Source organism: Aquimarina sp. Aq78 (assembly GCF_900299525.1).
GTDB lineage: Bacteria > Bacteroidota > Bacteroidia > Flavobacteriales > Flavobacteriaceae > Aquimarina.
In genome coordinates this window covers 271,464-284,457 of the sequence record NZ_OMKA01000029.1, presented here as the reverse complement: position 1 = coordinate 284,457, position 12,994 = coordinate 271,464, and the positions used below count along the sequence as shown (strand labels likewise).

10 protein-coding genes are annotated in these 12,994 nt (G+C 34.1%); 3 read left to right on the top strand and 7 right to left on the bottom strand.

Annotated features, from left to right (window positions below; translation table 11 throughout):
• Positions 1–25 precede the first annotated feature (25 nt).
• Positions 26–1,099: an alkene reductase gene (locus DG435_RS20760; RefSeq protein ID WP_106793164.1), complete on the bottom strand. Its 1,074-nt coding sequence runs from the start codon at positions 1,097–1,099 to the stop codon at positions 26–28.
• Positions 1,100–1,235: 136 nt separating this feature from the next.
• On the opposite strand from DG435_RS20760, the gene DG435_RS20755 reads away from it, so the two are divergent.
• Positions 1,236–1,601, top strand: coding sequence for a helix-turn-helix domain-containing protein (locus DG435_RS20755; protein ID WP_074408594.1), 366 nt, complete (start codon positions 1,236–1,238; stop codon positions 1,599–1,601).
• A gap of 73 nt (positions 1,602–1,674) precedes the next feature.
• Here the strand turns inward: DG435_RS20755 and DG435_RS20750 are convergent, their stop codons facing one another.
• From DG435_RS20750 to pruA, 3 genes are all read right to left on the bottom strand, one after another.
• The gene (locus DG435_RS20750; protein ID WP_106793146.1) at positions 1,675–2,142 is read right to left on the bottom strand and encodes a GNAT family N-acetyltransferase; all 468 of its coding nucleotides are present in this window, start codon (positions 2,140–2,142) and stop codon (positions 1,675–1,677) included.
• 60 nt (positions 2,143–2,202) lie between these two features.
• On the bottom strand, positions 2,203–3,312 hold the full coding sequence (locus DG435_RS20745) for an FAD-dependent monooxygenase (RefSeq protein WP_106793145.1): 1,110 nt from the start codon (positions 3,310–3,312) through the stop codon (positions 2,203–2,205).
• A gap of 105 nt (positions 3,313–3,417) precedes the next feature.
• Positions 3,418–5,046: an L-glutamate gamma-semialdehyde dehydrogenase gene (gene pruA, locus DG435_RS20740; protein ID WP_106793144.1), complete on the bottom strand. Its 1,629-nt coding sequence runs from the start codon at positions 5,044–5,046 to the stop codon at positions 3,418–3,420.
• A gap of 313 nt (positions 5,047–5,359) precedes the next feature.
• Between pruA and DG435_RS20735 the strand changes: the two genes are divergently transcribed.
• Together DG435_RS20735 and DG435_RS20730 are read left to right on the top strand one after the other, a co-directional pair.
• Positions 5,360–6,076, top strand: a complete 717-nt coding sequence (locus DG435_RS20735; RefSeq protein ID WP_106793143.1) for an NRDE family protein — start codon at positions 5,360–5,362, stop codon at positions 6,074–6,076.
• 25 nt (positions 6,077–6,101) lie between these two features.
• Positions 6,102–7,094: a DUF6695 family protein gene (locus DG435_RS20730; RefSeq protein ID WP_106793142.1), complete on the top strand. Its 993-nt coding sequence runs from the start codon at positions 6,102–6,104 to the stop codon at positions 7,092–7,094.
• Here DG435_RS20730 and apaG read toward each other — a convergent pair.
• The 3 genes from apaG to DG435_RS20715 all read right to left on the bottom strand — a co-directional run bounded on the left by apaG (position 7,087) and on the right by DG435_RS20715 (position 12,703).
• Positions 7,087–7,473: a Co2+/Mg2+ efflux protein ApaG gene (gene apaG, locus DG435_RS20725; RefSeq protein ID WP_024772812.1), complete on the bottom strand. Its 387-nt coding sequence runs from the start codon at positions 7,471–7,473 to the stop codon at positions 7,087–7,089. The two genes, DG435_RS20730 and apaG, sit on opposite strands and share 8 nt — an antisense overlap.
• A gap of 1 nt (position 7,474) precedes the next feature.
• Positions 7,475–8,629, bottom strand: coding sequence for a DUF3667 domain-containing protein (locus DG435_RS20720; RefSeq protein WP_106793141.1), 1,155 nt, complete (start codon positions 8,627–8,629; stop codon positions 7,475–7,477).
• A 189-nt stretch (positions 8,630–8,818) separates the two neighbouring features.
• Positions 8,819–12,703, bottom strand: a complete 3,885-nt coding sequence (locus DG435_RS20715; protein WP_106793140.1) for a PQQ-dependent sugar dehydrogenase — start codon at positions 12,701–12,703, stop codon at positions 8,819–8,821.
• Between the last annotated feature and the right edge of the window lie 291 nt (positions 12,704–12,994).

Sequence of the window (12,994 nt, the reverse complement as noted above, 5' to 3'; positions counted from 1 at the left end):
TTTTTTGTAATATGCTTTAACTAATTTACATGCTAATATAATCTGTATAGCCTTCTTCACCAGGAGTATAGAAAGTATCCATGATAGGCTGAGTTAATGCAATGTTATTTTTTAATTTTTCAATAAGATTTGGATTTGATATGTATGGTCTTCCTATGTAAACAAGATCACTTCCTTTATCCAATACTGTTTGCGCTTCTTTTGCTGTATTTATATTTCCTCCTGTGATAATTGTTCCTTTAAAAATATTCTGGATTGTTGTAACAATATCTGTCGGAAAATCTGGAGCTCCCATACCACGATGATCTACGATGTGAATGTATGCTATATTAAGTTTTGATAACTCTGCAGCTAAGTAGCTATACATTTCTACTAAATCATCATACGTACCTTGCATATCATTAAAAATACCATAAGGAGAGATTCGTACACCTACTTTATTTGCGCCAATAGCATCAATGGTTTTTTGTGTTAATTCTAGTAAGAAACGAGTTCTGTTTTTATAAGAACCTCCGTACTCGTCGTTACGAATATTAGATGCGGGATTCAAAAATTGGTCAAGTAAGTAACCATTCGCACTATGAAGCTCTATTCCGTCGATTCCTGCTGACACTAAATTAGTTGCTGCTTGTATGTATTCGTTTTGAGTTTTTTGTATTTGGTCTATCGACATGGCTTCAGGAATGGCATAAGGACTACTTCCTAATAAGTCAGTGTGAATTTCTCCACTTAGTTGTACGCTTGATGGAGCCATTGCCTTTGCCTCTTCTGGTAAATTTGGAGTTGCAGAAGCTCTTCCGCAATGCATTAATTGCACAAAAATTTTACTGTCTTTGCTATGTACTCTTGAGGCAATATTTTTCCATCCTTCAATTTGAGTATTAGTAAAAGCTCCGGGAATTCTAGCGTATCCTAATCCATTAGGAGATGGCGAAGTTCCTTCGGTTATAATCAATCCAGCATCAGAACGTTGTTCATAATACAATGCCATAATATCATTTGGAATGTTTTTGATTGCTCTATTACGAGTCATAGGAGCCATCACAATATGATTTTTTAAAGTAATTGAACCTAAGGAATATGGTTGAAAAATTTTCATTTTGTATATTTTTTGTATTAAAAGTTTATAAAAGTAATTATTAATAGTTTCTAAAAGAAACATTTGTATTTTTGTATTCTAAAAAATGGTAACCTCGATGTAACTAATGGGGTTGTTTAACGGAAAATTAAGAATTATGAGCAGGAAATTAATTCATAATCCGAATCATTGTCCAATGATTCACGCAACGAATATTATAGGAAATAAATGGGCACCTATTATTATTTATGTTTTAGGAGAACGTAAGTTAAGATTTGGGCAATTAACGGTTTTTGTAGAAGGAATTAGCAGAAAAGTTTTAACAGAACAACTTAAAGAATTAGAACAAAAAGAGGTTGTGAAGCGCGAATCATTTGCAGAAGTTCCCCCCAGAGTCGAATATTCTTTAACAGAAAGGGGGAAGGAATTGTTGCCTATATTAAGTCAATTGTGTGTTTGGGGATCTGGGGTTAATACTGGTAAAGAAGATGAAAAAAATATTGAAGTAAAAAAGAGTGTTTGATTTGTAAGTTAAAACCTTATACATTCATTTTTTTTGAAGAAAGGATAATGTATATATCTTTAAAATATATGCATTAATTTATGTCCTTTAGATTAACTCGCATTTCAATAAGATGCTTTTTAAAACCAACTTTTTCATAAGCTCGTATAGCTCTTGGATTTTGATCATAAACGGTAAGGCGTATTTCTTCTAGATTTTTACTTGCAAACCAATCACATATGTATTTTATGATTTCCTGGCTAACACCTTTTCCTCGATGTTCATCTTTTACATACATAAAACCGATATACCCCAATTGTTTTTGTTTAAAGAAGTTTTTTCGGTCACGTATTTGTCCGTAGCCGCTTCCAACAATTTCTCCTTCAATCTCAGCAACAACAACCTCTGTGTGATCAGATAAGACATAATCCTTAACACTATAATAGCTTATTTTTTTATCCTGTATCAATGTAGGATCCATTGGGCGCTCTGCCTCAATGATTTTTTGTTCAAAATCCAAAAGAATAGGTAGATCTTCTATTATAGCTGTTCTTATAATCATACTAGGTTGCGATATGTTGTTTTTTTGTTTAGAGGAAAAAGATACATGTATTATTTAAATCTACCAATTAGGGGTTTTGGTAAGAGGCCTGTAATCTTCGGTCCAGTTTTTTTCTCCTACTTTTTTTAATCCTAGCTTGGCAATCCAATAAGGTAATTTAGAGAGTTTTTCGCGTTTTTGATTACGAGCTCTGGTCCAATCTATACGATTAATCCTGTTTTTTGAAAACGTAGAAGCCATGGTGCTCCAATCTTCGTTTTTAAGTAAACCAGATAATACAACAGCATCTTCCAGAGCTAGAGCACCACCTTGCGCCATAAATGGAGGCATTCCGTGGGCTGCATCTCCTATGAGAACGACTCTGCTACTACCCATAACTGGTAATTGAGGAAGTTCTTCTAAATCATTCCAGTAGGCTTCATTGGGGTCCCATGTGTTAAGAATTTCGGGAACTGGAGAAGCAAATTTTTTAAAAGGTTCCATATATTGTTTTTTGTCATATGTTTTAAAACCTTTTGTTTTTCTATTTACATAACAATATGCAGAATCCTTATCGGTAGGGATGATTAGAAATTGCCCTGCTGAGCTTATAAATAAAGTCCATGAATTAATGTCTTTTGGTTTTTTAATCATAAAACGACATACCTGAGTAGTTACTTTTCTTAGAGGGATATCTCCCAAAACTAAATTTCTGGTCTTAGAATACAACCCATCCGCCCCTATAACCAGATCATATTCTTCTTTAGAACCACTAGAAAATTCTACTTCTACAGATTGTGGATTTGTTTTTAAATTCTTGATAGTGGTGTTAAAAACAATGTCAATATTATTTATTCCATTAATAAGAATGTCGTGGAGTACTTTTCTTTTTATGCCCAGACATGGTTTTTCTCTTCCCCATATTTTTTCAAGATCTAAATCAAGTATCGTTTCTGCTTGGGCACTTTTTATATTGCGATAATCTATAATAAACCCTTTCTCTCTTGCAATAGCTCCCAGTCCGATTTTATCCAATGCAACAATTCCGTTAGAAGGTAAGTATAATCCAGTTCCAGATATTTGCCATTTAGGCTGTTTTTCAATTAACCTGATCTGATACCCTTGATTTTGAAGCATCCTTGCGGCTGCAAGACCAGCAATACCTCCTCCGGCAATTAATATTTTCTTCATGTTAAGTTGGTGTGTAATTTGGAGTAAATTTAAAAGTTTTAAGTGGTATGCCCAAACAAAAAAAAAGTGCCATTTGGCACTTTTTTTATATATAATTTGTTGAGATTATTCTCCCAAAAAAGGATATCTGTAATCTGCCGGAGAAACAAATGTTTCCTTAATCATACGGGGTGATACCCAACGTAATAAGTTGAGGTATGAACCTGCTTTATCATTTGTACCAGAAGCTCTGGCTCCACCAAATGGTTGTTGTCCTACAACAGCTCCAGTACATTTGTCATTAATGTAGAAGTTACCCGCACAGTTTTCTAATGCTTTAGTTGCTTCTGCAGCAGCATAACGATCTGTAGAGAATATAGCTCCAGTTAATGCGTATTCACTTGTTCCATCAACCAGTTCTAATGTTTCAGCCCATTGATTGTCTTCATAAACATATATTGTAATAACAGGACCAAATAATTCTGTACACATTGTAGTGTATTTTGGATCTTTAGCTACTATTACAGTTGGCTCAATAAAATATCCTTTGGATTTATCGTACCCACCACCAGCTATAATTTCTGCATCTGCATCATTTTTTACCTGATCGATATATTTAGCAAGTTTGTCAAATGATCCTTCATGTATCACTGCAGTAATAAAGTTACTCATATCTTCTGGCGATCCCATTTTGAAAGACTTGACATCTTCTTTCAGATATTTTTCTACATCTGCCCATAAGCTCTTTGGTATATAAGCTCTAGAGGCTGCACTACATTTTTGTCCCTGAAACTCAAATGCTCCACGAGAAATACCAGTAGCAACTTGTTTCGCATTTGCACTAGGATGTGCCATGATAAAATCTTTACCACCAGTTTCTCCTACAATTCTTGGATATGTTTTGTAGTTATGAATATTGGTACCGATTTTTGCCCAAATATCTTTAAATACATGAGTACTTCCTGTGAAATGGATTCCTGCAAAATCAGGACTTGCTAAAACAGTATCAGTAATCATAACAGGATCTCCATAAACTACATTGATAACTCCATCAGGTACACCTGCTTCTTTAAAGATATCTACGATAACTTTTGCAGAATAGATCTGACTGTCACTTGGTTTCCATACTACGGTATTTCCCATTAAAGCAGCACTGGCAGGTAGATTTCCTGCAATTGCTGTAAAATTAAAAGGAGTAATTGCATATACAAAACCTTCTAGTGGCCGATACTCTAATCTGTTCCAAGCACCAGATGTAGAATCTGGCTGATCTTCATAAATTTGAGTCATATATTCTACGTTAAAACGTAAAAAGTCGATAAACTCACACGCTGCATCAATTTCTGCCTGAAATATGTTTTTAGACTGCGCAAGCATAGTAGCTGCGTTGATTTTTGCACGATATGGCCCTGCAATAAGTTCTGCAGCTCTTAAAAATACAGCAGCACGTTGTTCCCATGCTAAGTCAGCCCATTGTTTACGAGCTTCAAGTGCAGTATCGATTGCTTTTTGGATGTGTTGCTTCTCTGCCTTATGGTAGGTCCCTAAAATATGCTGATGATCGTGTGGAGGCGCCATTGTAGAGGTGTCTCCAGTTCTTATTTCTTCACCATTAATATATAAAGGTACGTCTACAGTAGTGTTGTACATTGCTGCATAAGTTGCCAGAACTTCTTCTCTTTCCGGTGTACCGGGAGCGTAAGACTTTATTGGCTCATTTAATGCAGTAGGAACTTGAAAAAAACCTTTTCCCATGATGTAATGTGTTAATTTAAATTAGTAAGATGTATTTATCTAATGAATTAATCATTTTAAGATAGCAAAGATAGAAAATTATATAGGCTAAAATCTATTTTAACCTTTTATACCAAAAAAATCTGTAAAATGCTTGAATTCATATTTTTTCCCTCGTGTTTTTGTAGTTATACTTATCTTTTTTGATAACGGGTTGTTTTAGAATAGTTATGTGGTGTTAAACAAAAAAACTACTTCTCCATTTGATATTGTAAAGATATATAGTATGTAATTTTTTTTGTAAGTTGTGGGATATTTAGCCGACCCAAAATTTATGTGTACAGTTACGTTAATCCCAACTCAAGAAAATAATTTTATACTAACCTCTAATCGTGATGAGGCTGTAAATCGAAAAACACTACTTCCTGAATTTTATCAGGTAAATAAAACCAGAATGCTATTTCCTAAGGATGCTGTGGCTGGAGGTACCTGGATTGGTGTTAGTGATAAAAATACTATGATTTGCTTACTTAATGGAGGGTTCGAAATTCATGAAAGGTCGGCGTCGTATAGGCAGAGTAGAGGAGTGGTCGTGAAAGATCTATTAGAAGCCGATGATTTAGAAAAAGCAATTCTGGCATATAATTGTAAAGGGGTAGAGCCTTTTACGATTGTAGCTGCAAATTGGCAATCTGATCTTTTACTTTTTGAAATGGTTTGGGATGGGCAACAAAAACACCTTAGGAGATTAGAAAAGGAAACCCATATATGGTCGTCTTCTACTTTATATACTAAAGATATGAAAGCAACACGCAAAAAGTGGTTTGCTGCTTATGAAAACCAGAATGTATTAACTCCAATGACACTTTTGGATTTTCATAAAAACGCCGGAGTAGGTGATAAAGATATTGATCTGCAAATAGATAGAGGGTTCTTGAAAACCAGAAGTATTACTCAAGTTATAAAAAATGAAGAAGAGCTTTCTATGCGATACGAAAATCTGCAAAATAAAGAAGTAAGTACTGTTGTTTTTGAAGCTATAACAGCTTAAGAAAACTATCTAAATTTATGTAAAATTGAATTATACAGGTAAAATAATTTCACTTGCTTATCCTGATACATTTGTAAAACACTCTGATGAGCCCTCGACTAAAGTGCTTTTAGCTTTGGGTCTGGGAAAGCATAGTTATATCAAAGCAGGTCATGCGGCTTTTGTTCTTATTGAAAATGAAACAGGTAGAGCAGAGTATTATGATTTTGGCAGATACATTACTCCGCCAGGGTATGGTAGGGTGAGAAGTGCGGTTACCGATGTTGAGTTAGAAATACCATTCAAAGCTACTATAACACCTGATTCGAAGTTGGATAATGTAGAAGAGTTTTTGCTTTGGTTAGAAGCAAATCCAGACAAAACACATGGCGACGGACGGTTAGTAGCTTCTGTGTGTGACTATATTCATTATAAAGAGGCAAGTAGCTATGTGTTGTCTGTTCAGGAAAAAGGATGCTTACCATATAAAGCTTTCGGAAAAGAAGGAAGTAATTGTTCCCGAATTGTTACCGATACGATTTTGGCAAGTACAGATTATGCTAAAATTAGAAAACCGCTGTTACGTAATAAAATGTTTACACCAAGCCCTTTGGGGAATGTAGAAAAGGGAGCTGCTGGGAATCCAATTTATCAAGTAGAACATGGAAAGTTGAATGTATATCCAGGATCTGTTTTTAAAGAAAACCTGACTAATTATTTTGATAAAAACATCCCCAAGATTAAGCATAATCATATTGTAAATCCAAAAGGGTTTTTGAAAAATGCTCATTTTCTTTCAGGTACCGGTAGTAGCGCATATTTTACATTAGACAAATCTTTAGAGAATGATATATTCGAGATTAGAAGGTATACAGAATATGGTAAAGAAGATTTTAAAGGACTTTTTACTTTGGTAGAGGATGGTTTTGATATCTTAAAGAAATATAGTTTTGTATATGATTCTAATTGTAAGTACTGTCATGTAGAGCAAAACGGAAAGAAAATTAGATTTGAATTAGTGAAGAGGATTGTTAGTTAAGTGCAAAAGGGGCACTTAGTTTAAAACCAGGAATCATGACTTGAAATTTTCTGGTGGATGTAAAATTAACCATATTGTAGTGCCCTTTCATAGCGCCAAAAGGAGAACTAAGCAAACAACCACTATTATAAGTGTGAGACTCGCCAGGTTTTAAAACTGGCTTCTTGCCAATTACACCTTCTCCTTCTACAATTTCAGTATTATTTAAAGCGTCTTTGATTTCCCAGAAACGAGAAGTAAGTTGTACAGAATCTTTACTTTGATTTTCTATAGTAATTCGATAACCAAAGGCAAAGTGAATCTTATAGTTCTTATAGAACGTACCTTCAAAAGTCGTATCCACCGAAATTTTTATTCCTCTGGTAATTTGCTGTACCATATCAAAATATAAACACCGATCCTATTATAGTTAATATAGAACCTATGCCTGCTAAGATAAAAAATAATACGTTCACAAGCAGAAATTTAACAATTGTTTTGACTCTACCTTGGTTATAAAATTTCCGCATAGCTTTATATAGGTAAAATAAGAAAACAAGCATTGCAATCCCAAAAAGAGTATTAATGTTGGTGATTTTCGCAATCAAAATTGAAAAACCTATGATTATAAAAAACATAGTCTGTGTGTGAAATATGAATACCAGATGTTCCATATAGTTAAAAGGCCTTCTGATATATATGAGCCAAATGCTTAAAGCAAAAAAGGGAAGAAAGAAGAATATAATGAAGGGTAATTTATTAAATATGAATTCAAAGAATTCTTGCCCATAGTTTTCTTCTATTGATTTGGTTTTTAGCACTCTATGATAGATGTATTTGTTAAATTGATTTCTTTCATGTTTTAGTTCTGATAACGCTCTATAGGTAGATTTTTCTTTTGTTTTATCATAATAATCTTCATACATAGGCCATAGTTTAAAGCCTCTTTTGAAAAAACCAATACTATCAATCTGTTTTTGTGAATAATAGGTGATTTCTTTTGGTTCGGTTGGTTTGTCATTCAATAAAGGGAATTCCTCAACTTTTAGAATTCCTTCACTAATTTTTTCTTTGTCTGATTTAGAAATGCCATTAGTCGCTAATATTTGATCACTAATTTTCTGTTTTAGCGAATCATCCACTTTGATGTTTTCTTTGATATTGGTAATAGCTTCTTTTCCGAAGCTGGCTTTATCTTCAATTTCTGTCCTAAATCCATCAAAATCAATAAATAAACCATTAATGATAAAAAAGATGATAGAGACACTAAGGTAAAACCGAAATGGGTTAGCATATTTTACTCTTTTACCTTGGGTGTATTCTTTAGAGATTTTTCCAGGTCTAAAAAGTAATGCGATAATAGTATGCCTTAAGCGAGAATCATAAGAAAAGATACTGGCAAAAAACTCACTAAAAAAATCTTTGAGCGATAATCTTTTATTGGTATTAATTTGCCCACAATTATGACAATATCGATCGATAACATCTAATGGTACATTACAATTAAGACATTCGCTACCGCGATACTCTTTTAAGAATCTTCCCGTTTCTTTCATTTTTAGTTGATAGTAGTTTCCTTGTGAGGCTAAAAGTAATAATATTTTGTTGTAACATAAAAGTTCTGGATTATTATGATCTTTTCATGTATGAAGTTAGATGAAGAAAGTTGTTTAAAAATAAATAACCCCCAACGAATCGGGGGTTATTTATTTTTAAACAACTTTAATTAAATCAATGTGTTTTGTTTACTTTATAATGAATTTTTTAATTTGAGTTTTTGTATTTGATGTAACTGAAATAAAATATAATCCAGAAGGTAAATTATTTAATTCTATTTTATTTCTGGATATTATTCCTGTTTTTATAATTTGACCAATTTTGTTAACAATTTTGAAGCTTGAATTGTTAGAATTATTGGTTTTTATAATTATAAAACTTTCTGCAGGGTTTGGATAAATTTTAAAACTAGAATTGTCTAAATCTATTTTTAGATTAGTACTATTAGTACCAACACAGAAATTTTTGATTTCTTCTGAAGTAAAGGAAGCACCTGAAGCTAAAATGGTATTAGTGGAGACATTAGTTAGTTCGTAAGATCCGTTACCATACCTACAGCAAAGTCCATCACTATATGCATCCTTTATTACAAAAGTGTAACAACCTTTGTCTAGAGTTTTAGTAATGTTTATAGTAGAATTAGCTGCTTGTGATTCGTATGATCCTCCAGAGTGTATTACTTGATCGCTAACATCTTTAATCTCCCAACTGGTATCCTGTGGATATCTGTCAAAAGTAATACGCAGTTTTACATCATAAGTAGAAGATGCTCCAGCGGTAGTTACATTTAGGGTACTACTTACTGTAGATTCATTTCCTGCAGCATCTTTAGCTTTTACAGTAAACTGGTATGCTGTGTTAGCGGTTAATCCAGTAATGTTTCTTGTAGTTGCTGTTACCGATCCAAGATTAGTAGCTCCTTGATATACATCATATCCCGTAACTCCTACATTATCAGTAGCTGCATCCCAGGATAGCGTAAGTGTAGTTTGAGCAACATTAGAAGCTGTTAATCCGACAGGAGCAGAAGGAGCTTGAGTATCTGCACCAGATCCACTTATAACAACTGTGTAATCTTCTACTTCTCCATAATCAAATGACTCACATGGAGTTGGTATTGCATTGTATTTCATAGATACTCTCATTCTGGTGTTTCCATTTTTTGCTGTTGCAGGCACAGTAAAGTCACCACTTACCGGAGTTGTTTGTGAAGCAGCATTAGTCCATACTTGTTCTCCTGTATCAGCAAAATCCCCATCTTGGTTATAATCAATCCATACACTGTATCCTTCATCATATTTTCTTCCTGTCCAAGTAGGAGTGATAGTAATAGTGTTAGCATTTCCTTTAGAAAGATTAGTAGATTCAGCAGTAAAATCGTTGTATCCACCGCTTCCTCCAGTCGATGTTTTATTGATGGTTCCTAATTTTACATTACTGATATATTCATCTGTTATACTTTGCCCATTAGAGGCGCAGTAGTTGAGTTGTACATCTGTAGTTGTAAAATTAGTAGAGCTACTATAATTAGAAGTAGTTCCATCGGTACACTTACTTCTTACCTGTACTTCATAAGCCGTAGAAGGGTTTAATCCAGAAATGACTTTAGAAGTTCCATTTTCTGCAGAAGTTGTCCATGTTGTTGTTCCTGTTTGTCTGTAGCGTAGGTCATAAGTTGCACCAGCTACTGCAGTCCAACCAATAGTAGCTGTGTCAGATCCCACTGCAGAAGAAGATACTTCTGTAGGTACAGTTGCTGTGCATGAGGTGTTTGGTGAGTTGCTCCATGAAGCAGTGTTTTTAGCATTTATAGCTCCTGCTTTGGAAAAATTGCCACCAACAAATATTTCTTTAGTTTGAGAAGAGAGTGTTATAGCGTTAATGATGATATCAACACCAACGTTGGTATTGGTTCCTAAAGCTTTCCATCCGTTGTTTTCACTCCATTGAGCGATATTGTTGACAATTTTATTACTGTTATTGTCAGAGGCAGTAGTAAAAGCTCCAGCAGCGTATAAATGAGTTCCATCATGAAGTAATGAGCGGACATTGTTGTTAACTCCATTACCTAGTTTTGACCAGCTATTGGTTGCGATGTTCCATTTTGCAATTCTATTTACGGTTGTATTTCCTGCAAGAGCAAAATTTCCACCAATATAGATAGTGGTTGGGGTGGTTGTTATAGCTTCAACAAACCCACTGGTTCCATCTCCCAATGTTCCCCAATTAGATCCGTTCCATGTTGCAATTCTTTTAGCTATATTACCTCCTGCTTCATCAAAATTACCTCCTACATATAAAGTTCCATCACTCCCTATTGCTAAGGATCGAATTTCGTTATTAGTTCCTGATTTTTTATTTGTTACATCTTCTAATGCTGACCATTGACTACCATTCCATTTAGCAATATTTCTTACTGTAGTCCCATTAATGGTTTTAAATACTCCGCCAACAAAAACATTATTGTTGCTATCTGTTTCTATTACAGCAACTGTTCCATCAATTCCAGAACCTAATGCAGACCATTGTGATCCATTCCATACTGCAATATTATTCGCATTAATTCCGCCAATTTTGGTGAAAACTCCACCTGCATACAGATTTCCGTTTGAGGCAATTTTTAATGTATTGATACTGCCGTTTGCTCCACTACCCAAGGTAGACCAGCCAGAGTTTTTGTTCCACACAGCAATATTATTCGCATTTATATTTCCTGCTTTACTAAAATTGCCTCCGTGGTATATGTTTCCATTAGAGTCTGATGCTATTGCTTGCACACCTCCGTTAACTCCTTGGTTTAGTGAGCTCCAAGATCCGATTCCATTTACTACAGTACCTGGAGGTGATGTGTTCCCATCAGTGAGCTTGTATATTTTGGCATTGTTTCCATAGCTGCTAAAATATAATTCCCCCTCTGTGTCCAGACCAAAAGAAGAGATATATAATCCATTGGTTTTAAATAATAATTCGCTGGAGGTATTTCCTGTAGAGGGATTGTAATTTAATGCCCAAACTCTACCACTTACATAGTCGCTAAAAATATATTTTGAATTGATATCGGGGGTTAGACTGGTAATTTTGGAACCTCTATATACATAACCTCCAGTAATTGAAACATCACCTTGGTTATGGTTATAATTAAATATTGGAGATTCTACAGGGCCTGAAATAATTACATTACTGTTGGCTACAGAGGTGCCTTCGAACCTGCTCCATCCATAATTTTTACCATTTTTGATAAGATTAATTTCTTCAAATGCATTTTGTCCTACATCTGCTCCCCACATTCTTCCTGTAGGTTTATCAAAAGAAAATTTCCAGGTATTTCTAATTCCATAAGCATAAATTTCATCTAAGCCATCAGTTCCTACAAATGGGTTGTCACTTGGGATTTCATAATTGCCATTTGGTAAAATAGGGTTGCTTTCTACAGGGTTGCTCCCGTCAAGATCAACATCAATACGACATATACTTCCGAATACAGTATTTTTGTTTTGTCCATTGCGTTTAGGGTCATTTGCTCCACCACCATCTCCAAAAGAGATATAAAGATAAGAATCTGGGCCAAACCCTATTTTTCCTCCATTATGATTGCTGTTATCTTGATTTTTGTCAAATTGAAAGAGTATGAGTTCGCTATTGGGATCTGCAAGGTTAGGGTTGTCTGTTTTAACGGTAAAACGAGATAACACCATTCGTGTAGAAATACCAGAAACAGGACTGTTTTTAGTGTAGTACACATAAAAATAGCCGTTACTACTATAATTAGGATGAAAAGCAAAACCTAAAAGTCCTAATTCTTGACCGTTAGAGAATTGAACACGATCTGTAATGTTAAGAAAGGTGTTTACTTGTGATGAGGTTACATTTTCATTTTTCGGGAATACTTTAATTTTTCCGTTTTGTTCTACAACAAACATTCGATCTGATCCATTGTTTATACATTGAATTTCTACAGGGAATTCAAAACTAATATTTGGAAAAATAGATTTGTAAGTGATTTGTGAATGAATATAACCACAGGTTGATAGTGTGACTATAATGAATAGATAAGTTTTAAGTAAAGTTTTCATTATGAGTGGTTTTAAGAGAGTTGTAATAATGTAAACAATAAAAAAACTGATTTTATTGTATGGTTTAATTTGGTTGTATTTAATAAATCACGTAGAATTAGTGTTCGACTAAAGATTTGTATAGTGAAGTGTATTTGAGCTGTTGTTTTGAAATATATTGTTCTTAATAGCTGTTTTGTAGAAAGTGTAGATATAGCACGAATAACTCTTGTAGAAATGCAAGGTTAAATTTTTTTCTTTTGAAGAAAAAGTGGTGTTTATGGATAAAATGATTGAGAATCTGAGCAAATC